Origin of the sequence: Microbacterium sp. NPDC008134 (genome assembly GCF_042957055.1) — a bacterium.
Lineage (GTDB): Bacteria > Actinomycetota > Actinomycetes > Actinomycetales > Microbacteriaceae > Microbacterium.
Genome location: NZ_JBIBHO010000001.1, coordinates 1,174,302 through 1,198,978, shown reverse-complemented (window position 1 = coordinate 1,198,978; position 24,677 = coordinate 1,174,302). Strand labels below are relative to the sequence as shown.

27 protein-coding genes are annotated in these 24,677 nt (G+C 70.2%); 9 read left to right on the top strand and 18 right to left on the bottom strand.

Translation table 11 applies throughout. The annotated features are described in order from the left end of the window. Positions 1–35 precede the first annotated feature (35 nt). Positions 36–902: a DUF817 domain-containing protein gene (locus tag ACFY9N_RS05600; protein ID WP_391477334.1), complete on the bottom strand. Its 867-nt coding sequence runs from the start codon at positions 900–902 to the stop codon at positions 36–38. Positions 903–970: 68 nt separating this feature from the next. Then, positions 971–1,846, bottom strand: coding sequence for a PHP domain-containing protein (locus ACFY9N_RS05595; RefSeq protein ID WP_391477333.1), 876 nt, complete (start codon positions 1,844–1,846; stop codon positions 971–973). 99 nt (positions 1,847–1,945) lie between these two features. On the opposite strand from ACFY9N_RS05595, the gene ACFY9N_RS05590 reads away from it, so the two are divergent. Both ACFY9N_RS05590 and ACFY9N_RS05585 read left to right on the top strand, forming a co-directional pair. Further along, entirely contained in the window at positions 1,946–2,968 is a 1,023-nt protein-coding gene (locus ACFY9N_RS05590) for an endonuclease/exonuclease/phosphatase family protein (protein ID WP_391477332.1), read from the top strand. Between the two features lie 36 nt (positions 2,969–3,004). Continuing rightward, positions 3,005–4,417, top strand: a complete 1,413-nt coding sequence (locus ACFY9N_RS05585; RefSeq protein WP_391477331.1) for an aminopeptidase P family protein — start codon at positions 3,005–3,007, stop codon at positions 4,415–4,417. Between the two features lie 11 nt (positions 4,418–4,428). Here ACFY9N_RS05585 and ACFY9N_RS05580 read toward each other — a convergent pair whose 3' ends face one another. Together ACFY9N_RS05580 and ACFY9N_RS05575 are read right to left on the bottom strand one after the other, a co-directional pair. Further along, positions 4,429–5,097, bottom strand: coding sequence for an alpha/beta family hydrolase (locus tag ACFY9N_RS05580; RefSeq protein WP_391477329.1), 669 nt, complete (start codon positions 5,095–5,097; stop codon positions 4,429–4,431). After that, positions 5,097–5,831: a general stress protein gene (locus tag ACFY9N_RS05575; protein ID WP_391477328.1), complete on the bottom strand. Its 735-nt coding sequence runs from the start codon at positions 5,829–5,831 to the stop codon at positions 5,097–5,099. Before ACFY9N_RS05575 ends, ACFY9N_RS05580 begins: the two co-directional genes overlap by 1 nt. A gap of 86 nt (positions 5,832–5,917) precedes the next feature. Between ACFY9N_RS05575 and ACFY9N_RS05570 the strand changes: the two genes are divergently transcribed. From ACFY9N_RS05570 to ACFY9N_RS05560, 3 genes are read left to right on the top strand one after another with little or no spacing between them, the layout of a single operon-like run. Next, positions 5,918–7,189 carry a magnesium transporter MgtE N-terminal domain-containing protein gene (locus ACFY9N_RS05570; protein WP_391477327.1) on the top strand — a complete coding sequence of 424 codons (1,272 nt, stop codon included), beginning with the start codon at positions 5,918–5,920 and terminating at the stop codon, positions 7,187–7,189. Then, positions 7,189–7,758, top strand: coding sequence for a DUF1003 domain-containing protein (locus tag ACFY9N_RS05565; protein WP_391477325.1), 570 nt, complete (start codon positions 7,189–7,191; stop codon positions 7,756–7,758). Before ACFY9N_RS05570 ends, ACFY9N_RS05565 begins: the two co-directional genes overlap by 1 nt. Continuing rightward, on the top strand, positions 7,755–8,876 hold the full coding sequence (locus ACFY9N_RS05560) for an Mrp/NBP35 family ATP-binding protein (protein ID WP_391477324.1): 1,122 nt from the start codon (positions 7,755–7,757) through the stop codon (positions 8,874–8,876). The genes ACFY9N_RS05565 and ACFY9N_RS05560 overlap by 4 nt, the downstream gene beginning before the upstream one ends. A 27-nt stretch (positions 8,877–8,903) precedes the next feature. Here ACFY9N_RS05560 and ACFY9N_RS05555 read toward each other — a convergent pair whose 3' ends face one another. Beyond that, a complete protein-coding gene (locus ACFY9N_RS05555; RefSeq protein ID WP_391477323.1) occupies positions 8,904–9,275 on the bottom strand; it encodes a Sec-independent protein translocase TatB in 372 nt (123 codons plus the stop codon). Between the two features lie 89 nt (positions 9,276–9,364). Between ACFY9N_RS05555 and ACFY9N_RS05550 the strand changes: the two genes are divergently transcribed. Continuing rightward, positions 9,365–10,003 (top strand): O-methyltransferase, encoded by a 639-nt coding sequence (locus tag ACFY9N_RS05550; protein WP_391477321.1) that lies wholly within the window; start codon positions 9,365–9,367, stop codon positions 10,001–10,003. 84 nt (positions 10,004–10,087) lie between these two features. Here the strand turns inward: ACFY9N_RS05550 and ACFY9N_RS05545 are convergent, their stop codons facing one another. The 3 genes from ACFY9N_RS05545 to dapE all read right to left on the bottom strand — a co-directional run bounded on the left by ACFY9N_RS05545 (position 10,088) and on the right by dapE (position 12,627). Beyond that, positions 10,088–10,261, bottom strand: a complete 174-nt coding sequence (locus tag ACFY9N_RS05545; protein WP_017203323.1) for a DUF3117 domain-containing protein — start codon at positions 10,259–10,261, stop codon at positions 10,088–10,090. A gap of 93 nt (positions 10,262–10,354) precedes the next feature. Further along, complete coding sequence (locus ACFY9N_RS05540; protein WP_391477319.1) at positions 10,355–11,572, bottom strand: hypothetical protein; 1,218 nt, start codon at positions 11,570–11,572, stop codon at positions 10,355–10,357. Further along, complete coding sequence (dapE, locus tag ACFY9N_RS05535; protein ID WP_391477317.1) at positions 11,554–12,627, bottom strand: succinyl-diaminopimelate desuccinylase; 1,074 nt, start codon at positions 12,625–12,627, stop codon at positions 11,554–11,556. The genes ACFY9N_RS05540 and dapE overlap by 19 nt, the downstream gene beginning before the upstream one ends. A gap of 86 nt (positions 12,628–12,713) precedes the next feature. Here dapE and dapD point away from each other — a divergent pair, with 86 nt between their 5' ends. After that, entirely contained in the window at positions 12,714–13,655 is a 942-nt protein-coding gene (dapD, locus tag ACFY9N_RS05530; RefSeq protein ID WP_391477316.1) for a 2,3,4,5-tetrahydropyridine-2,6-dicarboxylate N-succinyltransferase, read from the top strand. Positions 13,656–13,908: 253 nt separating this feature from the next. Beyond that, positions 13,909–15,330, top strand: coding sequence for a DEAD/DEAH box helicase (locus ACFY9N_RS05525; RefSeq protein ID WP_391477315.1), 1,422 nt, complete (start codon positions 13,909–13,911; stop codon positions 15,328–15,330). Between the two features lie 21 nt (positions 15,331–15,351). On the opposite strand, the gene ACFY9N_RS05520 is transcribed toward ACFY9N_RS05525, so the two are convergent. The 7 genes from ACFY9N_RS05520 to ACFY9N_RS05490 form a co-directional block, all read right to left on the bottom strand. After that, positions 15,352–15,843, bottom strand: a complete 492-nt coding sequence (locus ACFY9N_RS05520) for an SRPBCC family protein (RefSeq protein WP_391477314.1) — start codon at positions 15,841–15,843, stop codon at positions 15,352–15,354. A 12-nt stretch (positions 15,844–15,855) separates the two neighbouring features. Next, the gene (locus ACFY9N_RS05515; protein WP_391477313.1) at positions 15,856–17,151 is read right to left on the bottom strand and encodes a citrate synthase; all 1,296 of its coding nucleotides are present in this window, start codon (positions 17,149–17,151) and stop codon (positions 15,856–15,858) included. A 206-nt stretch (positions 17,152–17,357) separates the two neighbouring features. Then, positions 17,358–18,482 (bottom strand): succinyldiaminopimelate transaminase, encoded by a 1,125-nt coding sequence (gene dapC / locus ACFY9N_RS05510; protein WP_391477312.1) that lies wholly within the window; start codon positions 18,480–18,482, stop codon positions 17,358–17,360. A 9-nt stretch (positions 18,483–18,491) separates the two neighbouring features. Continuing rightward, positions 18,492–18,812: a ferredoxin gene (fdxA, locus tag ACFY9N_RS05505; protein ID WP_391477311.1), complete on the bottom strand. Its 321-nt coding sequence runs from the start codon at positions 18,810–18,812 to the stop codon at positions 18,492–18,494. Positions 18,813–18,821: 9 nt separating this feature from the next. Then, positions 18,822–19,169: a histidinol dehydrogenase gene (locus ACFY9N_RS05500; RefSeq protein WP_391477310.1), complete on the bottom strand. Its 348-nt coding sequence runs from the start codon at positions 19,167–19,169 to the stop codon at positions 18,822–18,824. 55 nt (positions 19,170–19,224) lie between these two features. Then, on the bottom strand, positions 19,225–19,539 hold the full coding sequence (locus ACFY9N_RS05495; RefSeq protein WP_391477309.1) for an AzlD domain-containing protein: 315 nt from the start codon (positions 19,537–19,539) through the stop codon (positions 19,225–19,227). Continuing rightward, complete coding sequence (locus tag ACFY9N_RS05490) at positions 19,536–20,255, bottom strand: AzlC family ABC transporter permease (RefSeq protein WP_391478458.1); 720 nt, start codon at positions 20,253–20,255, stop codon at positions 19,536–19,538. Before ACFY9N_RS05490 ends, ACFY9N_RS05495 begins: the two co-directional genes overlap by 4 nt. Positions 20,256–20,357: 102 nt before the next feature. Here ACFY9N_RS05490 and ACFY9N_RS05485 point away from each other — a divergent pair, with 102 nt between their 5' ends. Beyond that, a complete protein-coding gene (locus ACFY9N_RS05485; protein ID WP_391477308.1) occupies positions 20,358–20,906 on the top strand; it encodes a helix-turn-helix domain-containing protein in 549 nt (182 codons plus the stop codon). A gap of 3 nt (positions 20,907–20,909) precedes the next feature. On the opposite strand, the gene ACFY9N_RS05480 is transcribed toward ACFY9N_RS05485, so the two are convergent. From ACFY9N_RS05480 to ACFY9N_RS05470, 3 genes are all read right to left on the bottom strand, one after another. Continuing rightward, positions 20,910–22,547 carry an MFS transporter gene (locus tag ACFY9N_RS05480; RefSeq protein ID WP_391477307.1) on the bottom strand — a complete coding sequence of 546 codons (1,638 nt, stop codon included), beginning with the start codon at positions 22,545–22,547 and terminating at the stop codon, positions 20,910–20,912. After that, positions 22,544–23,587 (bottom strand): glutaminase A, encoded by a 1,044-nt coding sequence (glsA, locus tag ACFY9N_RS05475; protein WP_391477305.1) that lies wholly within the window; start codon positions 23,585–23,587, stop codon positions 22,544–22,546. The genes ACFY9N_RS05480 and glsA overlap by 4 nt, the downstream gene beginning before the upstream one ends. 108 nt (positions 23,588–23,695) lie before the next feature. After that, a complete protein-coding gene (locus tag ACFY9N_RS05470; protein ID WP_391477304.1) occupies positions 23,696–24,595 on the bottom strand; it encodes a phospholipase in 900 nt (299 codons plus the stop codon). Positions 24,596–24,677 lie beyond the last annotated feature (82 nt).

The window sequence follows — 24,677 nt, the reverse complement described above, 5'->3', positions numbered from 1 at the left end:
GAGAAGGGGGCGGATGCTGCGGCATCCGCCCCCTTTCATCTCCCCGCGCGGAGCCGCGCCGGTACTTTCGGCGGATACACCCAGGTGACGAGCACGACCGAGATGATCATGAGCAGGAACCACGACACGAGCTTGCTCGGCGACACGGGTTGCCAGCCGTCGACCTGATCCGGGTACGCCCAGGCTCCGGCCAGCGTGCCGATGTTCTCGGCGAAGTAGATGAAGACGGCGACGCCCGCGAAAGCGAGCAGGAGGGGAATCCGCAAAGTCCGCCGCCAGACCCGTGCGTGCATGACCGTCGGCAGCCACAGCACGAGCACCCCCACCAGGAGCACCCAGCGCGCATCCCACCAGTAGTGGTGCGCGAAGAAGTTCACGTAGATCGCCGCGGCCACGATCGCCGTGACCCAGCGCCGCGGGTAGCGTGTGAAACCGAGATCGAACAGGCGGTAGACGCGCACCATGTAGGAGCCGACCGCGGCGTACATGAAGCCGCTGAACAGCGGCACCCCGCCGATCCGGAGGATGCCGTCGGCGGCATACGCCCACGACCCCACGTCGGTCTTGAACAACTCCATCACCGTTCCGGTGACGTGGAACAGCAGGATGACCCACAGCTCGCGCCCGCTCTCGAGCCGGAAGACCAGCATCGCGACCTGGATGAGGACGGCGGCGATCGTGAGGGCGTCGTTGCGGGCGACGAGAGCGTCATCCGGGTACCAGAGCCGCGCCGCGACGATCACGACCAGGAGCGCCGCGCCGAAGATGCAGGCCCATGCCTGTTTGAGCACGAACACGGCGAACTCGACGAGGAACGCACGGATGCCGCCGGCCGGGGCGTCCCGGAGAAGACGGTGGGCGGCCGCGTCGATGCGGCGTTCGAGCGAGGTGGCGCGTTGCATCGGGCGAGCGTACCGACGACGTTCGCGAGAGCCCCGGGAGTCGACCGCCAGTATCCCGGGAAACCCGGTCAGGGATAGCGCGGTGTGGTACCGGTGGCGCGCGCGATCAACCGCTCGACCATCTCATCGCTCGTGGTGTTCTCACCCGGCCGGTTCGGCTTGCCGCTGCCGTGGTAGTCGCTGGAGCCGGTGACGATGAGGTCGCGTCGAGCAGCGAGTTCGCGCAGCAGCGCCTTCCCCGCCTCGGTGTTCTCGCGGTGATCGATCTCGAACCCGCCGAGCCCCGCATCGATCAGCCGCTCCAGGAACGGCATCGGCATCATCCGGTCGCGGCCGGAGGTCACGGGATGGGCGATGATCGCCACTCCCCCGGCATCCGTGATGAGTCGCACGGCGGTGAGGGGGTCGGGTGCGTAGTGCGGCTCGTAGTACCCCTCCCGCGGGTGCAGGATGCCGTCGAACGCCTCCGTGCGATCGCGGACGATCCCCCGGGCGACGAGCGCATCGGCGATGTGCGGGCGACCGACCGTCGCGTCGGGGGTGGTCTGGGCGAGCACGTCGTCCCACCGCAGGTCGTAGTCGCGGCCGATGCTGCGGACGATCCGCTCCGCCCGACCGATCCGGTCGCCGCGGATGCGATCGGTCTCGGCGCGGAGCGCGGCGTCGTCCGGATTGAACAGGTAGCCCAGCACATGGACACTGCGCCACTCGTGCTTCGCCGAGAGTTCCATCCCCGGCAGGAAGGTCATCCCCCGCGCCGAGGCCTCGTCGGCGGCCTCGTCCCATCCCGTCGTGCGGTCGTGGTCGGTGAGCGCGATCGTGCGCAGCCCGTGCGCGTGCGCCTGACGCACGACCTCGGCCGGCGCCTCGGTTCCGTCGGAGTGATTCGAGTGCAGGTGCAGGTCGGCGGGACCGACGAATCGACGGGAGTGCTCAGGGGCCATCCTCCGAGCGTACCGAGCGGGGCGCACGCGGGGCGCACGCGTAGGGCGACCGCCTGTCGCGGCAGGGACTTCACAGGCGGCGCTCCTAGGCTGGAGGGGATGTTTCGCCTCCTCGGAATCCTGATCACCGTGCTGTTCGCCGCCACCACGGCCGTCGTGGTGTGGCCGCAGTTCTTCCGCTTGGAGCAGACCTATCCCTTCGCGCAGATCGTCGCGGCGCGAGGGGTGGTGCTGGGCATCTTCGTCGTCATCGCGCTCCTCGCGCTGTTGCTTCTCCTCGCCCGCCCGCTCCGCGGATTCGCCGCATCGATCCTCATCGTCGCGCTGCTCGGAGCCGGGGCGACCGGCATCATCGGCGCGACGCGCGGATTCGGTACGACCGGACTGCCCGACAGCACGGAGACGAGCATCCGCGTCCTGACCTGGAACACCGCCGGAGAAGCCGTGTCGGCCGATCGGATCGCGGAGGAGATCCTCGACCAGGGAGCCGACATCGTCGCGCTCCCCGAGACGACCGAGGCCGTGGGCGAACGGATCGCACTCATGCTGCGCGAGCAGGGGCATCCGATGTGGGTGCACCACGTGCAGTTCCGACCCGAAGTCCCCGACGGTCCGCAGTCCTGGCAGACGACCGTCCTCGTCTCTCCCGATCTCGGGGAGTACTCGGTCATCGAGTCGTCGCAGGACGGCTCGAGCAACACCGGGTCGGTGCCGAGCGTCGTACTGATGCCCGTCGACGGGACCGGGCCGACGGTCGTCGCCGTGCACGCCGTGGCCCCGCGCATGGAAGAGATGCAGCAGTGGCAGTCCGACCTCGAGTGGATCGCGGACCAGTGCCCCGCGGGCGATTTCATCCTCGCCGGCGACTTCAACGCGACGATCGATCACATGGCCGGCCTCGGCGTCGAGGGCGGTGACATCGGGTACTGCCGCGATGTCGCCTCGCGCACCGGGAACGGCGTCGTCGGCACCTGGCCGAGCTCGCTGCCCTCGTTGGCCGGCGCGCCGATCGACCACGTCATGGCCTCGCAGAACTGGACGCCCACCGGATCGGTGGTGCTCGACGACGCCGGGGGCAGCGATCACCGTGCGCTCGTCGTGCAGCTCGAGCCGGCCGGCTGAGAGGCACCGCCCACCCCCGGGTGAGAGACTGGGGGGATGAGCACCGCAGCAGAACGCGACACGATCGCCGAACCCGTCGTCGAGAACAGCAACACGAATCGCAAGCAGCCGTTCCCGCAGGGCTTCCTCGACACCATCTCGACGGGGTGGGCCGAGCGCCCCGAGACGCTTCCCTCCGCCCGTGAGCAGGCACCCTATGCCGCCACGCGCCGGGCCGCCCTCTCGGCCGCGTTCCCCGGCAAGCGCCTGGTCATCCCGGCGGGCTCGCTCAAGCAGCGCAGCAACGACACCGACTACGTGTTCCGCGCGCACTCCGCGTTCGCGCACCTCACCGGCTGGGCATCCGACACGGAGCCCGACTCGGTGCTCGTCTTCGACCCGACCGACGACGGCCACGACGTGACCCTGTACTTCCGCGAGCGCGCCGACCGCACCACGACCGAGTTCTACGCCGATGCCACCGTCGGCGAGTTCTGGATCGGGCCACGCCCCTCCCTGGGCGGCGTCGCGGCCGACCTCGCTCTCACCACCGCGCACCTGGCCGACTTCGCACCGGCCTCCGGCGAGCTGGTGCTCGACGAGGACGAGACGCTGACGCGAGTGGTCTCCGAGCTGCGCCTCATCAAGGACGACTTCGAGATCGCCGAGATGCGCCGTGCCGTCGACATCACCGCCGCCGGGTTCGACGACATCATCCGCGAACTCCCGTCCGCCGTTGCGCACACGCGCGGCGAGCGCGTCGTCGAGGGCGTGTTCCACCGCCGCGCCCGCGAGGACGGCAACGGCGAGGGATACGACACCATCGCCGCCTCGGGCCCCCATGCCTGCTACCTGCACTGGACCCGCAACGACGGCGCCGTGGTGCCGGGCGATCTGATCCTCGTGGATGCCGGTGTCGAGGCCGACAGCCTCTACACCGCCGACATCACCCGCACACTGCCCGTCTCCGGCACGTTCACCGAGGTGCAGCGCCGCGTCTACGAAGCGGTCCGCGAGGCGGCCGACGTCGCCTTCGCCGCCGCGAAGGTCGGCGTGCGTTTCCGCGACATCCACGCCGCGGCGATGACGGTGATCGCCGCACGCGTCGCGGAGTGGGGCCTGCTACCGGTCACGGCAGAGGAGGCCCTCGACGCGGATGCCGGAGGCCAGCACCGCCGGTACATGGTGCACGGCACCTCGCACCACCTCGGCATCGACGTGCACGACTGCGCTCAGGCCCGCCGCGAGATGTACTACGACGGCATCGTCGCCCCGGGCATGGTGTTCACGATCGAGCCCGGCCTGTACTTCCAGATCGATGACCTCACCGTGCCCGCCGAGCTCCGCGGGATCGGCGTGCGCATCGAGGACGACATCCTCATGACCGAGGACGGCCCCGTCAACCTCTCCGCCGGCATCCCGCGCACGGCCGACGAGATCGAAGCCTGGATCGCGCGCGTCCAGAGCTGAGGCTGCGGGAGTCAGATCCCGGCGACGAAGTCCACGAGGAGGGGCGCGAGCGAGGCACCGATATCGGATGCCGGACGCTTGCGCCCCTTCACCTCGAAGCTGTGCCCTCCGCCGTCGACCCAGGCGACGCGCGCATCCCGGCAGGTCGCGACGACTTCCTCGAACTGCGTCAGCGGCTGGATGAACGGGTCGTTCGAGCCCTCGATGAACAGCTGCGGTGCGGCGATCGCCGGCAGATGCTCGGCGCGCAGTTTCTCGGGAGCCCCCGGCGGGTGCAGCGGATAGCCGAGGTAGACGAGGCCATCGACGTCGAGTCCCTCCGCGACGGCCATCGAGGCCATGCGCCCGCCGTAGGACTTCCCGGCGGCGATGAGGCGCGCCGACGGATCGAGCTCGCGCTCCGCCGCCACCGCAGCACGCCACGCGGCGATCGCGTGAGCGGCGGGTCCGGGCATCCGTCGCCCCGCCTCCACGTAGGGGAAGTTGAAGCGTGCGGTCGAGAATCCGGCCGCGGTGAGCGCCTCGGCGAGTCCGGTCAGGAACGGGTGATCCATTCCGGCACCGGCCCCGTGGGCGATCAGGATCGTCGTCCCGGTGGTCCCCCGGGTCCGCGCGACCGACACCGGTGCGGGTCCCGCGGGCAGGGCGACCTCGAACGTCGAGCGCTCGGTGTCGGGCATCAGGCGGGCTCGGGTGAACCCGTAGCGGGAGCGTCGCCTTCGCCCGCGGCGGGCTTCGCTGAGGAGCCCGACTCGTCGCCGGTGGGCTCCGGGCTCTTCGGCGCGACCGGAGCATCGGCTCCGGGAGCCGCCGGATCGGCCGGACGCGGCGGAATGACCGGCTCACCGGTGGGCGCGGGCGTCTGTCCGGGGGCCGGGGTTCCCGGCGTGATCCGCTCGCCGTAACGCGGGGGCTCGTCGAGATCGACCGGCGGACGCACCGGTGCCTGACGCGCGGTTCCCAGCGCCTGCCGCGCCTTCGCCAGTGACGCCGGCTGCACGGTGACCTCGTAGTGGTCGGCGGCGAGCTGGGTGACGCTCGCGAAATCGCGGCGGCGGCGCACGATCGCGAAGGTCACGAGACTGAGGATCATTCCGATCGCCACTCCGATGAGCAGGAATCCGAGGAACAGCTGGATCGGGACCTCGGGGTTGCCGATCATGAGGATCGCCGCGAGGAAGAGTCCGATGAGCACGCCGTTGATCGCGCCGGAGCGCGCAGCCGTCGCGTAGCCGAGACGGCCGGTGATGCGCTCGACCGTGCGGACGCCCTGGCCCACGATCGCGATGTCGCGGGCGGGGATCTCGGCGGCGATCAGCGTGGACACCGTCTTCTGCGCGGTCTCGTACTCACGGGTGGACGCGACCATCTCGCCGGTGTCGGTGCTGTTCACGGGGCGGTTGAGCATGCTCATCCGCCCATTGTCCCACGCCTCGTCGTGCGCGTCCTCGGAGCACCGATCCGGGGGACGAGCGGGGCCGCGCGGACTACGCTGGTGGAGTGAGCACACAACGGGTATTCGCCGCGCGCCTGGCCGGTTGCGCCGTCTTCGACCCCGTGGGCGACCGGCTCGGCAAGGTCCGTGACGTCGTCATCGTGTACCGAAGTACCGCGGCGCCCCGTGTGATCGGACTCGTGGTCGAGATCCCGGGCCGACGCCACGTCTTCCTCTCGATCGGTCGGGTCACCTCGATCCGCTCCGGTCAGGTCATCAGCACCGGTCTCATCAACGTGCGCCGGTTCTCGCCGCGCGCCGGCGAGGTGCGCGTGCTCGCGGAGATGCTGGGCCGCCGCGTCAGCTTCGCCGACGGCAGCGGAACGGCCGTCATCGAAGACGTCGCCATCGAGCCGAACCGCCTCGGCGAGTGGGCCGTGAGCCAGTTGTTCCTCCGCAAGCCGAAGACCAGCGCCTCCCCGTTCGCGAAGGGGTCGACGACGTTCGCCGCTTGGAACGAAGTCGTCGAGCAGCGCGCTCCCGGAGAATCGCAGTCCGCCGAGCAGCTGGTCGCGTCGTACTCCGAGCTGCACGCGGCCGACCTCGCCAACACCCTCCTCGATCTTCCGCAGCAGCGCATGATCGAGGTCGCCGAGGAGCTGTCGGACGACCGTCTCGCCGACGCCATGGAGGAGATGCCCGAGGACGAGCAGGTGCACATCCTCGACCGACTCGGCGACGAGCGCGCCGCCGACATCCTCGACCAGATGGAACCGGACGACGCGGCCGACCTGCTCGCTCAACTCCCGCCGACCCGCCTGGAGCACCTCCTCGAACTCATGGAGCCCGAGGAGGCCGAGGACGTCCGGATGCTGCTGCGCTACGGCCCTGACACCGCCGGCGGGCTGATGACCCCCGAGCCGATCGTGCTCTCGGCCGATGCGACGGTGGCCGAGGCGCTCGCGCTCATCCGCCGGCACGAACTGCACCCCGCCCTCGCGGCCGCCGTGTTCGTGACCCTTCCCCCGTTCGAGACGCCGACCGGCCGACTCCTCGGGGTCGTGCACTTCCAGCGGATGCTGCGCTACCCGCCGCACGAGCGCCTCGGCGCGATCGTCGATGACAGCCTCGAACCCGTGTCCGCCACGGCTTCCGCCGCCGAGGTCGCCCGCCTGCTGGCGAGCTACGACCTCGTCTCGCTCCCGGTCGTCGACGCCGCGCACCGTCTGGTCGGCGCGATCAGCGTCGACGACGTGCTCGACTACCTGCTGCCGGACGACTGGCGTACGCACGACGTCGATGAGGTGTCGGACGACAAGACCACGGAGGTGCGCTGATGGCCCGCTCCCCCCGCCTCGACGCGCCACTCGGGCGTGGCACGACCCGTCAGCGCCCGACCTCGCGCGACCGCTTCGGGCGGTTCACCGAGTGGGTCGCTCGCGCGATGGGCACTCCGGCGTTCCTGCTGATCCTCAGTCTGTTCTGCATCCTGTGGATCGTGTGGAACACGATGTCGCCGACCAGCCTGCGATTCGACGACGCCGCCCTCGGTTTCACCGCGCTGACCCTGGTGCTGTCCCTGCAGGCCTCGTACGCCGCGCCGCTGATCCTGCTCGCGCAGAACCGCCAGGACGACCGCGACCGGGTTCAGATCGAGCAGGACCGTCAGCGCGCGGAGCGGAACCTCGCCGACACCGAGTACCTCGCCCGAGAGATCGTCGCGCTCCGCATGGCGCTCGAGGAGCGCAACTCGCACGTCGTCACGCGCGATGTGCTCCGTCAGGAGCTCAAGGCGCTGCTCGCAGACCTCGAGGACCACGACGCGGAAGCCGAGACCCCGCAGGCCTCCTCCTCACCGGCCACGGGGCCGGTCGCGACGAGGCCTCCGCGTCGCCCGCGCGCATGACGTCCGCCGATGACGTCCGGCGTGCCGTCGCCGCGGTGTCCGATCCTGAGCTCCGTCGACCGATCGGCGACCTCGACATGGTCCGCGACATCCGTGTGGAGGGTGGCAGTGCGACGGTCGGGATCGTCCTGACGATCGTCGGCTGCCCCGCCGCGAACAAGATCGAGTCCGACGTGCGCCGCGCCGCGGCATCCGTTCCCGGCATCGACGCCGTCGACGTCGAGGTCGGGGTGATGACGCCCGAGGAACGCAAGCGTCTGACCGAGAAACTGCGCGATGGAAGACCACCCCGGCAGATGCCGTTCGGCCCGGACTCCCTCACCCGCGTGATCCTGGTCTCCAGTGGCAAGGGCGGAGTCGGCAAGTCGACGGTCACCGCGAATCTCGCCGTCGCCCTCGCCGACCTCGGCCTGGCGGTCGGCCTCGTCGACGCGGACGTGCACGGTTTCTCGATCCCCGGACTGCTCGGCATCCCCGCGGGGACGCAGCCGACCCGCATCGACGACCTCATGCTGCCGCCGGTCGCGCACGGGGTGAAGACGATCTCGATCGGGATGTTCCTGCGCGAGGGCGAGGGCGTGGTCGCGTGGCGTGGCCCCATGCTCCACCGCACCGTGTCGCAGTTCCTCACCGATGTGCACTTCGGCGACCTCGACGTGCTGCTCATCGACATGCCACCGGGCACGGGCGACATCGCCATCTCGATCGGCCAGTTGCTGCCGCATGCCGAGGTGCTCGTGGTGACGACCCCGCAAGCGGCCGCGGCCGAGGTCGCGATCCGCAGCGGGCTCGTCGCCCGCCAGACCGGTCAGCGCGTGATCGGGGTGGTCGAGAACATGGCGGGGCTCACCCTCCCCGATGGCACCGTGGTCGACCTGTTCGGTGCGGGCGGTGGCGCGGCGGTCGCGGAGGCGCTGTCGACGGACGGCACGGACGTCCCGCTCCTGGCCTCGATCCCTCTCAGCCCGGCTCTGCGCGCCGGCGGGGATGCGGGTGCCCCGGTCGTGCGGGATGACGAGACGGACGCCGCGGCCACGGCCATCCGATCCCTCGCCCGTTCCCTGGCCGGGCGCGGACGCGGACTGGCCGGACGCCCGCTGCCGATGTCGATCGGCTGAATCGCCCCGGCCGTCCGCCGGATCGGGTCAGGTGGCTTCGAGGTCGAACGGCGGCAGCTCGCCCGGCGTGAATCTCTGCGGCGGGGTGCGCGGCTCGGGTTCGGCGATGACGGCGGCTGCCATCGGGTGCGCCGGAGGAGCCGGCTCCTCGAGCAGCGCGTCGCGGATGATGCGGCGCGGGTCGTACTGGCGCGGATCGAGTTTGCGCCAGTCGACGTCATCGAGCTCCGGGCCCATCTCATCGCGCACACGGGTACGCGTGTCGCGGAGGTACTCCCCGGCGCGGCGCACGACCTTGGCGAAACCTTCGGCCATGCGCGGAAGGCGTTCGGGACCCACGATGAGCACCGCGATGAGACCGATCAGCAGAAGCTTCTCGAAGGTCAACCCGAACTGCATCTGTCCAGGCTACCGCCGTGCCTGCACTCCTCGTGCGCACCGAGCCAATACGCTGGGAGGAGTCACAGCGTGGACGGGAGGATCAGGTCATGAGCGAACACGACGCGAACGCACGTTTCATCCGTGAGTCCCTCACGGAACCCGAAGCGATCGCCCGCGCCCGGGCGCACGGTGTCGAGCTGGGCGCGGCGCCCATCAGCACCGCCGTGGGCTCGCAGATCGCGGTGCTCGCCGCCGCGACCGCCGCCCGTTCGATCGTCGAGATCGGCACGGGTGCCGGTGTCTCCGGCCTCTGGCTGCTGCGTGGCGCACCGCAGGCTGTGCTCACCTCGATCGACAACGAGCCCGAGCACCTCGCCGCGGCCCGGCAGTCCTTCTCCGACGCGAAGATCCCCGCGACACGCGCGCGCTTCATCACGGGGCGCGCCGCCGATGTGCTCCCGCGCATGAACGAGGACGCCTACGACATCGTGCTCGTCGACGCCGACCCCGAGAACGTCATCGACTACGTCGAACACGGCCTGCGCCTCGTGCGCCGGGGCGGTATCGTGCTCGTCCCCCGCGTCCTCGCCGGCGGCCGCGTGGCCGATCCGGTGCAGCGCGACGAGATCACCACGGGGTACCGCTCGCTGATCCAGGAGACGCAGGAATCCTCTGCCGTGCTCGCCACCGTCTCCCCCGCAGGCGAAGGTCTTCTGCAGCTGATCAGCGTCGCCGAGCGCGACTGACGTCCCGGAACAGACGAAGGAGGCGGCGGATCCGATGATCCGCCGCCTCCTTCGGTATGACCCGTCGAGACGGATCGGGGTGGCTCAGGCCGGTGCCACGACGGCGGCCAGCACGTCGTGAAGCTCCTTGGCCTCGGCGTCGTTCACGGAGACGACCAGACGGCCTCCTCCTTCGAGCGGAACGCGCACGATGATGAGTCGTCCTTCTTTCACGGCCTCCATGGGGCCGTCCCCGGTCCTCGGCTTCATCGCTGCCATCGCGGCTTCCTTTCCTCGGTGGTATGGGAAGAGTTTATCGGTGTCGCCGCGACCTGAGCGTCACCTGTGAAGAAATGCATCGATTCTTCATGTTCACGGCACCTGCCAGAACGTGTTCCCGAGGCCGTACATGAAGAAGATCCAGACACCCTGCCCCACGAGGCACAGCACCAGAACGCTCAGCCGCCACACGCGCGAGCGCGGCACCGCCACCGCGCCCCAGAGCGGACTGAGCGGCAGGAGCAGCCGGAAAGTGCTCGACTGCGGGAAGAACACGGCGAGGAGGTACAGCAGATAACTCGCGCTCCAGAGCCGGAGGTCGAGCCCGAGCGCCCGCACCTGCGGCGAGCGCAGGAGTACGAGCCCCGTCGCCACGACGAGGACGACGAGTCCGATCGGACCCACCCACGCCGGCATCCCCCACTGCGCGAACCAGAACTGCGCGGCCTGGATCCAGCCCTCGAAGGGCACGAATCCGGCCACTCCCCCGCTGATCCAGTGCTGCCGCCAGGCGAGCTCGGTCGCGAGGTAGGCCCCCATGTCGCCGGTGACGAGACCGGCGATCACCTGCCACGAGAACCCGGCGACGGTGGCCAGTGCCCCCGTCGCGACGATGTGCACGACTTCCACGGTCGCCAGCGGCTCGCGGCGACGGTTCACCCAGCGGGCGATCCCGTGCAGTCCGAGCAACAGGGCGAACGCGAGGATGCCGGGGCGGGTGAACGCCATGACCGGGATCAAGAGGTACAGCCAGACGTACCGGCGCCGGATCACCGCATCCAGCGCCAGGAAGAGCAGGAGCAGGAATAGCGTCTCGGCGTATCCCACCTGGAACATCGCGGCGAGTGGCCCCGCGGCGAAGAACACCACCGCCCAGAGCGCCGCGGACGACCCGATCCGGTCGCGTAGCAGCCGGTGCAGCGCGAGGCACGCGAGGTAGCCCGCTGTGAACGACAGGAGGAACGCACCGACGCCCCAGGAGCCGAAGAGGAATCCGATGGCCTTCGCGGCGTAGGCGAAGACCGGCATGAACGCCCACTGGTTCTCGACGACGGTCCCTGCGTCGGTCAGCTCGAGGGTCGAGGGGTACCCGCTCTCCGCGACGAGCCAGTACCACTGCGCGTCCCAGCCGAGCACGAAATCGACGAGTCCGGCGTCAGCACCGAAGCGCGACAGCGAGGTCGAGGCGGATGCCGCGAGCAGGAAGAAGCCCGTCGTGACGAGTCGGGCGAGCAGGTAGACGACGGCGATGCGCAACGGCAGCGGCGTCTGCGCCCACCGACGCGCGGCGCTCAGTGCGAGCCGAGCCACGCCCGCAGGCCCCGCTCGACGGCATCGATCTGCGCGACGGGGACGCGCTCCTCGTCGTGGTGCGCGAGGTGGGGGTCGCCGGGTCCGTAGTTCACGGCCGGGATGCCGAGAGCCGAGAACCGGGCGACATCGGTCCACCCGTACTTGGGACGGGGCTCCGCGCCGACGGCGGCCACGAACTGCTGCGCGATCGGCGCGTCGAGACCGGGACGTGCACCCTCGGCAGAATCCGTGACCTCGAGGTCGAAGCCCGCCAGCACGCTGCGCAGATGGGCCTCGGCATCCGCCGCCGATTTGCTCGGGGCGAACCGGTAGTTGATCTCGACCTCGCAGGCGTCCGGGATGACGTTGCCCGCGACGCCGCCGCTGATCCGCACGGCGCTGAGGCTCTCGCGGTACAGGAGACCCTCGACCAGCACTTCGCGCGCCCGATACTCGCCGAGGCGGGTGAGGATGGGGGCCGCGCGGTGAATGGCGTTCTCTCCGACCCACGCACGCGCGCTGTGGGCGCGGACACCGCTCGTGCGCACGATCGCGCGCATGGTGCCGTTGCATCCGCCCTCGACCTCGCCGTCGGAGGGCTCCCCGAGGATCGCGAAGTCGGCGGCGAAGAGATCGGGACGCACGGCGGCGAGTAGACCGAGTCCGTTCTTGGACGCCTCGACCTCCTCGTTGTCGTACCACATCCAGGTGATGTCGACCGCGGGGTCGGTGATCTCCGCGGCGAGCTTCAGCTGCACCGCCGTGCCCGCCTTCATGTCGACCGTGCCGCGGCCCCAGAGGTACGGCTCCCCATCGACGTCGATCAGCCGGGTGGGCAGGTTGTCGTTGATCGGGACGGTGTCGATGTGCCCGGCGATCGCGACCCGCTGGGCGCGGCCGAGATCGGTCCGCGCCACGATCGTGTTGCCGTGCCGGATCACCTCGAGATGGTCGAGCGGGGCGAGCGCCTGCTCGATCGCGTCGGCCAGGGTCTTCTCGTCTCCGGACACGCTCGCGATGTCGCAGATCGCGCGCGTGAGCTCGAGGGAGGATGCGGTCAGATCGAGCACCATGCCCCCAGCCTATGACCTCGCCGCACCGAAGCGGGACGGCGGTCACAGGGGCGGGATCGCCTCCCCGGAGCCGGTAGCGTGGAGGCATGACTGACGCGCGCACCGTATGGGGAATCGGACTCACGACCATCGCCGGCGATGGCACGGTCCTCGACGCCTGGTACTCCGCCCTCGGCACCGGCTCCGTGCCCGCCGATACAGCGCCCGACCTCGACGGACTCACGGGGCCCGACGCCCGGCGCAACGTCACGGTCGACCTCGTGCGGCTCGAGATCGACCTCGACGCCGCCCCCGCCTCGACCGCGGACGCGTACCTGCGCCTGCACGCGCTCTCGCACCTGCTCGTGCGCCCGAACGACCTCAACCTCGACGGCATCTTCGGGCACCTTCCGAACGTCGCGTGGACGAACGCCGGCCCCGTGCTCCCCGCCGATGCCGCCCGGCTCCGCCCGCAGCTCCAGCGCGCCGGCATCCAGGTGCAGGGGCTCGACAAGTTCCCCCGCCTGACCGACTACGTCCAGCCGCAGGGCGTGCGCATCGCCGATGCGTCGCGCGTGCGCCTCGGTGCCCACCTCGCTCCGGGCACCACCGTGATGCACGAGGGCTTCGTCAACTTCAATGCGGGAACCCTCGGGGCCTCGATGGTCGAGGGGCGCATCTCGCAGGGCGTCATCGTCGGTGACGGCAGCGACATCGGCGGCGGCGCCTCGATCATGGGCACGCTGTCGGGTGGCGGTTCGCACCGCGTCTCGATCGGATCGCGCACACTCCTCGGCGCGAACGCCGGCATCGGCATCTCGCTGGGCGACGACTGCGTGGTCGAGGCCGGCCTCTACGTCACCGCGGGCACCAAGATCGTGCTCGTCGACGGCTCGGTGACGACCGAAGGCACCCGCACGAGCGTCAAGGGCGCCGAACTGTCGGGGCAGAACGGGCTGCTGTTCCGCCGGAACTCGATCAGCGGCGCGGTCGAGGCCGTCCGTCGCGCCGGCGTCGGAGTCACCCTCAACGAGGCGCTGCACGCCTGACGCGCGGTCATCCCCACCTGCGGCCGTCGCCAGGCGGGCGCTGATAGACTGTGCCTGTTGCCCGAGCACGAGCTCGCCAACGTCGTCGTCGTCACGGGGTCTCTGAGGACCGAAGCGAGTCACCCGGCTCCCATCACCAGCGATCTGCTGGCCTTTCGCACGGCGAACCGATGCGCACGCCCCCTGCGAGCGCCGTCGCCCACCTCAGCCCACTATCGTGCGTGTCTTCTCTCACGCACGGACGGAGTCATCCATGCCCACCTTCCTCGAACTCGGCGTTCCCGCCGAACTCGCCGCCGTCCTCGCCGATTCCGGCAAGACCGAGGCGTTCGCGATCCAGCGCGACACCCTCCCCGACTCGCTCGCAGGGCGCGACCTGCTCGGCCGCGGCCGCACCGGCAGCGGCAAGACCATCGCTTTCGCTCTCCCGCTCGTCGCACGCCTCGCCGCGTCCGGCAAGCAGCGCCGCTCGGGTCTCCCCCGTGGCCTGGTGCTCGCACCGACCCGTGAATTGGCGACCCAGATCGCCGCGACCGTCGCGCCTCTCGCCGAGGCCGCCGGCCTGCGCGTGACCACCGTCTTCGGTGGTGTCAGCCAGCGCCCGCAGGAGCAGGCGCTCCGCGGCGGTGTCGACATCGTCGTCGCCTGCCCCGGCCGCCTCGAAGACCTCATGAAGCAGCAGATCGTGCGCCTCAGCGAGGTCGAGGTGGCGGTCCTCGACGAGGCCGACCACATGGCCGACCTCGGCTTCCTGCCGGGCGTGACGCGCATCCTGAGCGCGACCCCCGCCGGCGGACAGCGTCTGCTCTTCAGCGCCACGCTCGACCGCGGGATCGACACGCTCGCGCGCCGATTCCTGTCGAACCCGGTGAGCCACGAGGTCGACGAGGCCAGCGTGCCGGTCGGCGAGATGACCCACCGCGTGCTCGTCGTCGACTCCACGGAGAACAAGACGACCCTCGTGCGCGACCTCGCGTCCGGCACCGGCCGCCGCATCCTGTTCACCCGCACGAAGCACCAGGCGAAGAAGCTCGCCAAGCAGCTCACCGCCGCGGGCATCCCCGCCGTCGACCTGCACGGGAACCTCTCGCAGAACGCCCGCGAGCGCAACCTCGGCGCCTTCTCCTCCGACCCCGCCGACGGCGGCGTGCGCGTGCTGGTCGCGACCGACGTCGCGGCCCGCGGCGTGCACGTCGACAACGTCGACCTGGTCGTGCACGTCGACCCGCCCATGGAGCACAAGGCGTATCTGCACCGCTCGGGCCGCACGGCCCGCGCCGGTGCCGCCGGCACCGTCGTCACGGTCGTGCTCCCCGAGCAGCGCCGCGACGTCAAGGATCTGCTCCGCAAGGCGGCGATCACCGCCCCGCTGGAGGATCTCACCGCCGGCGCCGTGACCGAACTCGTCCCGGAGCGCGCACCGCACGTGCGGCCCGCTCCGGTGCAGGCTCCCCAGCGCCAGGCACCCAAGCAGCGTCCCGCCGGCGGCGAGCGCAGCGGTGCTGCCACCCCGCCCGCCCGTCGTCGCCGCCGCTCGGGCGGCGGACAGGGCCAGAGCCAGAGCGGCGGTTTCGCCCGCCAGGGCGGCCAGGGTCGTCCGGGTGGTCAGTCCCGTCAGGGTGGCGGCCAGGGTGGTCAGTCCCGCCAGGGCGGTCGCGGCTCTCAGGGACGCTGACCCGCAGCATCCGCACGCGTCCTATGACCCCGGGGTCCCGTTCCGCACAGAACGGATGACCTCGGGGTCCGTGCATCCGGCGACGAAACCTGCGAGGCGACGTCGGATCTCGAATCCGAGGATCATCCGGCCGATGCGCTCCGCCAGCGGCGCCAGCCACGCCGGCCGACAGGAGAAGTTGTACTTCCAGGTCGCGATCGTTCCGGATCCGTCCTCGGTGGCGACGAAGCGCCAGCCTCCGCCCAGCTTCTCGAAGAACCAGGGGCCGGTCTCCATGACCATCCCCACGTTGGTCGGCGGCGCATACGAGACGTAGCGGCTCACCATCGACAGGCCGAACCGCTGGCGCGTGAACGTGCGAACGCCCTTGCCCGGATGCTCGGCACCGTCGAGGAAGTGCTGTTCGCTGATGAAACCGTCCCAGCGTCGACGCACCGCTCCGGTCGTCTGAGAGACCGCGAACGCCGTCGCCGGGTCCACCGGCACGAACGCCTCGGCACTGACGACGGCCATCGCGACGGCGGCTCAGCGGGTCGGGTAGGAACGCTCCGGCGAGCCGGTGTACAGCTGCTGCGGACGGCCGATCTTGGTCTGCGGGTCGAGCTGCAGCTCGCGCCACTGCGCCAGCCAGCCCGGCAGACGACCGATCGCGAACAGCACCGTGAACATGCGAGTGGGGAAGCCCATCGCCTTGTAGATCACGCCGGTGTAGAAGTCGACGTTCGGGTACAGGCGACGCTCGCGGAAGTAGTCGTCGGCGAGCGCGATCTCCTCGAGCTCCTTGGCGAGGTCGAGCAGCGGATCCGTGACGCCGAGCGAGGCGAGCACCTCGTCTGCCGCATCCTTGACGAGCTTGGCGCGCGGGTCGTAGTTCTTGTAGACCCGGTGCCCGAAGCCCATCAGCTTCACGCCCTCTTCCTTGTTCTTCACCCGCTCGACGAAGCGCGAGACGCTCTGGCCCGAGTCGCGGATCTGGCCGAGCATCGTGAGCACGGCCTCGTTGGCGCCGCCGTGCAGCGGCCCGGAGAGGGCCTGGATGCCGGCGGACACCGAGGCGAACTGGTTCGCGCCGGTCGAGCCCACCAGACGCACGGTCGAGGTCGAGGCGTTCTGCTCGTGGTCCTCGTGGAGGATCAGCAGCAGCTCGAGGGCCTTCGACATGACCGGGTTGATCTCGTACGGCTCGGAGTTGACGCCGAAGTTGAGCTTGAGGAAGTTCTCGACGAATCCGAGCGAGTTGTCGGGGTACAGGAAGGCCTGCCCGACGCTCTTCTTGTGCGCGTAGGCCGCGATCACGGGAAGCTTCGCGAGCATGCGGATCGTGTTGATCTCGACGTGCTCGGGGTTGTGCGGGTCGGTCTGCCCCTCGTAGTAGGTCGAGAGAGCGGCGACGGCCGACGAGAGCACCGACATGGGGTGCGCCGTGTGCGGCAGCGCGGAGAAGAAGTGCTTGAGGTCTTCGTGGAGCAGCGTGTGGCGACGGATCTTCTCGTCGAACTCGGCCAGCTCGGACTCCGAGGGGAGCTCGCCGTAGATGAGGAGCCAGGCGACCTCGAGGTAGCTGGTGCGGCCGGCGAGCTGCTCGATCGGGTATCCGCGGTAGCGCAGGATTCCCTTGTCACCGTCGATGAAGGTGATGTCGGACTTCGTCGACGCGGTGTTGACGAACCCGTAGTCGAGCCCGGTGTAACCGGTCTGACGGGTCAGCGTCGAGAAGTCGATGCTGTTGTGACCCGCCGTGCCCTGCAGCACGGGGAACTCGGCGGTCGTGTCACCGATCGTCAGCTTCGCCGTGGCCTGCTGGTCTGCCGCTGCACTCACGCGGACCTCCTTGGGGTTTCTGCCCGTAGTCTGTCTCGTCTCGCTCCGAGCCGGTCAGTCATCCTTGGAACCTGATCTCATCGGAGCGGGCGATCGCACGGCGCACAGCGCCAGGTCGGGTCACGACCGAATCGCCTTTACAGCCTAGTAGGCGCACGCGCCTACTGTCGCATCCGCCAAACGGATCGGGCATAGAAGGGGGAAACCTACAGAATCCCTCCGGATGCCGCAGCATGCAACCGTCGCGCGGCCTCGGCGATGCGATCCGTCGGCGCCGTGAGCGCGAGCCGGACGTGCGAGCCGGCAGCGGCGCCGTAGAACGGTCCGGGGCCGGCCAGGATGCCGAGATCGGCGAGGCGTTCCATCGATTCCCAGGCGTCGCGCCCCTCGGTCACCCAGAGGTAGAGCCCCGCCTCGGAACCGTCGAGACGGAATCCGGCGGCCTCCACGGCCGGACGCAGCAGATCGCGCCGCTCCCGGTAGAGCTCCTTCTGCGCGGCGACGTGCTCGTCGTCGCCCAGAGCCACCGCCATGGCGTGCTGCACGGGTTCCGGCGGCATGAGGCCGAGGTGCTTGCGCGCGGTGAGCAGGTCGGCGACGATGCGCGCGCACCCGGCGACGAACGCGGCGCGGTAGCCCGCGAGGTTCGACTGCTTGCTCAGCGAGTAGACGCTCAGCAGATTGGCCCGTGATCCGCCGGTGACCCGTGGGTCGAGGATCGACGGGATCGTCTCGGTCGCCCAGGCGCCGTCCCAGCCGAGCTCGGCGTAGCACTCGTCGCTCGCGATGACGGCGTCCAGCTCGCGCGCACGGCGCACCGCCGCGGCCAGCTCGGAGACGGTCCAGGTACGTCCGTCGGGGTTGCCCGGGGTGTTGATCCAGATGAGCTTGGTGCCCTCCGGCCAGTCCGCGGGGTCGTCAGCAGGAAGCGGTGTCGCCCCGACCACGCGCGCGCCGACGTCGTAGGTCGGGTACGCGATCTCGGGGTGCACGACGATGTCGCCCTCCCCCAGACCGAGCAGCGTCGGGAGGAGCGCGACGAACTCCTTCGACCCGATGGTCGGGAGCACGTTCGCGACGGTGAGATCGTCGACCCCGCGCCGACGGGCGTACCAGGAGACGATCGCCTCGCGAAGGGCCGGCGTTCCGACGGTCTGCGGGTAGGCATGCGCATCGGTCGCCTCGGCGAGCGCGCGCCGGACGATCTCGGGAGTGCGATCGACGGGCGAACCGACCGAGAGATCGACGAGGCCGCCGTCATGCGCAGAGGCCCGTTCACGGAACGGGACGACGGCGTCCCAGGGGTAGTCGGGGAGGTCGCGGACGCTCACGGACGCGACTCACTCGCCCTGGGGCGGCAGGGCCGCGACGATCGGGTGGTCGTGCGCAATGACGCCGACCTTGGCCGCGCCGCCGGGCGAGCCCACCTCGTCGAAGAATTCCACGTTGGCCTTGTAGTAGTCCTGCCACTCATCGGGCAGGTCGTCCTCGTAATAGATCGCTTCGACGGGGCACACCGGCTCGCAGGCGCCGCAGTCGACGCACTCGTCGGGGTGGATGTAGAGGGAGCGCTCGCCTTCGTAGATGCAGTCGACGGGGCATTCGTCGATGCAGGCTCGGTCCTTCACATCGACACACGGGAGGGCGATCACATACGTCACCGCTCCAGTCTACTTCTCCGCCTCCGTGGCGACGGGCACCGGTCGGAACGAGGGCCACGCGATGACGACGAGAACGATCGCGGCGATGAGGTACGTCCAGATCTGACCGGCGAGCGTGTTCTCGACGACGACGGATCCCCCGGGCCCTCGCCCGGAGATCAGCAGCAGCATGCCCACCATCCCGATGCCGGCCGCGACGGCGGCGCCGCGGTCGTGGGTGAGCACGCGGATGGCGACGAGGATCGCGGCGCACGCGATCGCGCCGACGATCATGCCCGTGGGGATCGGCCCCCAGGTCTGGCTGTGCGCGATCGTGCCGGCGACGCCGTACACGCCGCCGACCAGGGCCGAGGCCACCCACGACAGAACTCTCGACAACCGACTCACCCGCACCCTCCGATCCTACGCGCGGTCAGACCGCGAGTCCGAACAGGCGCAACAGGGCGGCTGTGAGCGCCGCCGCGAACACCACGACGAGGAACGACTGCCGCAGCCACAGCAGACCGCCAGCGACGAGGAGGGCGGGTACGCGCGCGTCGACGACGATCGCCTGGCCGTCGCCCAGCGTCTGCACCGCGACGAGCGCCGCGAGCAGTGCCACGGTCAGCAGGTCGGAGATGCGCGCGGGGCGTGGCGCCTCGAGCACCTTCGGCGGCACGAGGTATCCGGCGGCCTTCAGCGCGAGGCACACGAGAGCCGCCAGCAGGATCGCACTCCACAGCGTCATGATGCCCCCCTCGTGCCGGCATCCACCGCGCCACCATCGGATGCCGGGCACCCCAACCAGTTGAACCACCCGACGATCACGGCCACGACGGCCGCGACGAGCACCGGCAGTCCCGGCAGGAGGAACGGTGTGAGTGCCGCGGCCACGACCGCCGCGGCGGCGCCGACGGCGATCGCCTGTCGTTGCCGGAGGCGCGGCCACAGCAGCGCCAGGAACGCGGCGGATGCCGCGGCATCCAGCCCCCAATCCTTCGGATCGCCGAGCACGTTGCCGACGAGCGCGCCGACGAGAGTGGTGACGTTCCACCCGACGAAGATCCCGATGCCGGTGACCCAGAACCCGACGCGGCGCAGCCGCGGGTCGCTCTGGGCGATCGCGACGGCCGTCGACTCATCGATCGTGAAGTGCGCGGCCAGCGCGCGGGTCGCTGCCCCTCCCCCGATGACCGGCGACATGCGCATGCCGTAGGCGACGTTGCGCACACCGAGGAGCACGGCCGAGGCGATCGCCGACGGCAGAGCGGCGAGACCGCCGGCCGCGAAGACGCCGACGAAGGCGAACTGCGATCCCCCGGTGAACATGAGCAGACTGAGCACACAGGTCTGCCAGACGTCGATTCCCGCCGCGACCGCGAGGGCACCGAATGAGATGCCGTAGGCGCTGGTCGCGAGCACGACGCCGAGGGCTTCGCGCCAGACCTCCCGCTCGGCGGTCACGCGGCGACGCCCGGAGTCGTTCGCTGCACTGAACACATGACCATCATTCTGAACACGGAACGGTGACTAGTCAAGCGAACGATCGTTTGACATGATGAACGAATGGAGGATCTCCGCGCCCGCATCGCCCGCACCCTGCGCCGGGAGCGGGAGTCCGCAGCGCTCTCGGTCTCGGAACTCGCCCGACGCGCCGGCGTCTCCAAGGCGACGGTCTCCCAGCTCGAGAGCGGCGCCGGGAATCCGAGCGTCGAAACCCTGTGGGCGCTCGGCGTCGCGCTCGACGTGCCGTTCGCCGTCTTCGTCGACCCTCCGCAGAGCGGCCCCACCCTCATCCGGCGGGAGGACCTCACGGGCGTCCCGTCGTCGGCCGCGGCGTACAGCGCGACCCTGCTGGCCGCCTCCCCGCCCGGCGCGCGGCGCGACCTCTACCTGATCTCCGCCGAACCGGGCGAGGCCCGGCGCTCGGATCCGCACCACTCCGGAACGATCGAGCACGTCGTGCTGATCTCAGGGCAGGCCCGGGTCGGCCCCGTCGAGACCGCCGCCCTGCTGAATGCCGGCGACTACCTGACCTACCCCGGCGATGCCCCGCACATCTTCGAGGCCACGGCCCCGGGGACGAGCGCCGTGCTCATCTCGGAGCTGCGCTGATCCTCAGTCCGACGCGGCCACGGGGGACGGATCGGGGATCTCGTCCGGCTTGTACCTCGGGAGCCGCGAGGCCGGGAGGACCGCCAGCGCGCTGACCCCGGCGAGAACGAGCAGCCCCAGCCGCAGTGTCGACAGTCGGGCCTCCTCGTTCACGGCGACCGCGGCGTCGACCTGCGCGGGTGTCGCGTCGGTGCCCTCGAGCACGATGCGCAGATCGTCGTTGCTCACGAAGTTCACGCTGTCGAGGTCGACCTGGGCGACGAGCTCCGGAGGCAGCTCCGGGTGCTCCACGACCGCGCGCCCGACGCTCAGGCCGAGAAGCGAGACGAGCAGCGCGCCGGCGACCGCCGTGCCCACCGCCGAGGCGAGGTTCTGGGTCGTGCCGCGCAGCGAGCCGACGTCCCCGGCGAGCGACGACGGCGCCGAAGTGACGAGCACGTTGAAGACGAGTGTCACGAGCGCACCCTGGCCGATCCCGAACACGATCAGCCCGAGGATCGTCGGCAGCGTCTCCCAGTTGTTGGTGACGACGAAGGAGAGCCAGACGAGGGCGCAGGTCGTGAGCAGGAAGCCGAACACACCGATCACGCGCGGCGGATACCGCTTGTAGAACCGCACGACGAGCGTCGCCGTGATGAAGACGGTGAGGTTGAAGGGCATCATCGCGATCGACGTGTCGAACGGCGTCCGCCCCTGCACTATCTGGATGTACAGCGGAATGGTGAAGTTCACGCAGGCCTCGAGCGCGACGACGATGAACATGGCGTAGACGGCTGCGCGCTCCTTCGAGGAGCGCAGGATGCTGAGATCGATCAGCGGCACCCGCCCCTCGGCGATCCGTCGACGGGTCCACAGGAAGAATGCCTGGCCCAGAACGACGCCCGCCACGATGAAGAGCGGCGCCGGGGAGAGTCCCAGGATGTCGAACGGTGCGGCATCCGTCGCTTCGATCGCGCCCCAGCCGTTGAGGTTGTTGAACCCGAGGGTGAGGAGCACGATGGCCGCGCCGATGAGGAACGAGGCCACGAGATCGATACGGATGCCGGCGTCGCCGCGATCCCCGCGCAGCGTGAAGCTGAAGGCGAAGACGAGCACGGCGATGCCGAGCACGATGAAGAACATCGGGCGCCATCCGACGAGCGTGCCCAGGGTGCCGCCGATGAGGAAGGCGGTGACGCCCGAGATCGCCCGAGCCGACCCGATCGCACCGATCGCGGTGGCCTGCTGAGCGCCGCGGTAGTTCTCGGCGATGAGCGCGACGATCGAGGGCACGATGATCGCGGCCGCCGCTCCCGCGACCGCCTGGCCCGCGATCGCCCACCCGATGCTCGGCGCGATCAGCATGAGCACCGACGAGGCCGCGAAGAGCGCGATCACGACGCGGAAGATCAGCACCCACCCGACGCGCTGGCCGAGTTTCGCGCCGGTCATCACGAGCGCGGCGACGGCGAGCCCGTACATGACGATCGTGGTGCTCGCGACCGTGGGCGGCACGCCGAACTCGCTCACCATCCCGCCGATCGAGATGGGAAGGGCGGCGACGTTGAACGACATGAGCACCTGCGCCATGAACAGGCTGATCATGGGGAGCCAGGACGACGCGGCGGGGGCGGATGCCGTCTGCGGCGCGGACTCGGTCATCGGGACTCCTCGGGGCCGGGGGCGGAGGCGGGAACGGTTTCGGGGGCGGGGACCGGGGCGGACGCGAAGAGGTTGAGCCCGAGCGACCGGGAGAGATAACCGATCGCGCGCTGCGAGCGGACGGAGTTGCCGGCGTCGTCGAGGCGGGGCGAGAATCCGGCGACGGCGCCCTTGCCCGGGGCGATCGCGACGATTCCTCCGGAGACGCCGGACTTCGCCGGGAGCCCGATCTCGAAGAGCCACTCCCCCGAGCGCTCGTACAGGCCGCTGGCCGCGACGACGGCGAGCGTGTCGCGGCAGACGTCGGCCGAGACGACCCGCTCCCCCGTGATCGGGTTGACGCCGCCGTCGGCCAGCGTCGCCCCCATGACCGCCAGATCGTGCGCGGTGACCGAGAGAGCGCACTGACGCGTATAGACGTCGACGACCTCGTCGGGGTCGCCCTCCAGGCGGCCGTAGCTGGTCAGCAGACGACCGAACGCCCGGTTGCGGTCGTTGGTGCGAGCCTCGGAGGCGTAGACGACCCCGTCGAGGCCGAGGGCGCGACCCGCGAACGCCGACAGCCCCTCGCGGATGCGCTCCCATTGCTCAGCGGACGTCTGCCCCGGCATGAGCGCAGTGGTGGCGATCGCGCCCGCGTTGACCATCGGGTTCATGGGATGCCCGGCGTTCAGCTCGAGCGCCATCACCGAGTTGAAGGGCAGCCCCGTGTTGTTGACGCCGACGATGTCGCGGACGTGCGCGTGCCCGTGCTCCTGGATGGCGAGGGCGTAGACGAACATCTTCGAGATCGACTGGATCGAGAACGGATACTGCGCGTCGCCCGCGTCGTGCACTCCCCCGCCGACCTCGATGACGGCGAGGCCGAAGAGGTCGGGATCGGCCTCGGCGAGCACGGGGATGTAGTCGGCGACCACGCCGTCGATGTCGCCGGCGAAGCGCGCGTGCGCGTCTTCGACCAGCCGCTCGACGTCACCCCATCCGGGCAATGCCCCGGTCGAGACCTGCTGCGGGACGTCGTCCCATCCGGCCGTATCCACGGGCTCTCCTCGCGCTCGACGACGCCCCAGCCGTCCTTCGCCACGATAGCGCTCGAACGCCCCCGGCAGAAGAGATCTGCCGGGGGCGTTCAGGGGGTGTCTACGGGCTCAGTACCAGTTCATCGCCTGCGAGTGCCCCCATGCGCTGCACGGGGTTCCGTAGACCGAGGAGATGTAGCCCAGACCCCAGGCGATCTGGGTCGCGGCGTTGGTCTGCCAGTCGCTTCCGGCCGAGGCCATCTTGCTGCCGGGCAACGCCTGCGGGATGCCGGTCGCGCCGCTCGGATTGTAGGCCTGGTAGTTCCAGCTCGATTCCTTCTGCCACAGCGAGCTCAGGCAGGAGAACTGGTCCTCGCCCCAGCCGTACTGGTTGGCCGCCATCGCGCGCGCGGTCGCCTTGGCCCCCTCGGGGGTGTTCGACGAGGCGAGAGCGGCCGCTGCCGCCTCGGCCTCCGCCTGCGCCTGAGCGGCTGCGGCGGCGGCTGCGTCGTCTGCGGCCTTCTTCTCCTGCGCCGCGGTGAACGCGGACTGGAGCGCAGCGGTCTGCGCGATCACCTTCTCGGTGTGCTCCTGGGCGATGACCGTGGTGAGCGAGAGCTCGATGGCCGGAACGGACTTCCGACCATCGAGGGTGTCGATGCTGCTCTGCAGCTGTGCGGTCTCGACGGCCGGGACGACCCCGCTCAGGTCGAAGCCGGCGGCGTCGATCTCGGCGGAGAGCGCATCCGCGGCGTCGATGGCATCGGTCGCTGCGGATGCCGTCGCCGCGATGTCGTCGGAGGCTTCGACGGTCGTCGTGGTGCCGGTGGTCGCCGAGGGCGACGCGTCATCGGGGTGGACGGCGCCGGCAGCCGGCCCCGCCACGAGTCCGGCGCTCAGAGTGATGCCGAGCATCGCGCCGACGGCGGTGCCGAGCAGCAGCAACGGCCGACGCGAACGGACGGCGGAGTGGGCGGAGGCGGCCTCGAGGGCGCGCCGGGAAGCACGGGTGTTCTGAAGGTGAAGCAAAGATTCGACTTTCGGGTCGTCGAGCGCCCGGACCTGCGGAGAGGGCGGCTCATCGGGAGCCGACTCATCGGACGCAAGTCAT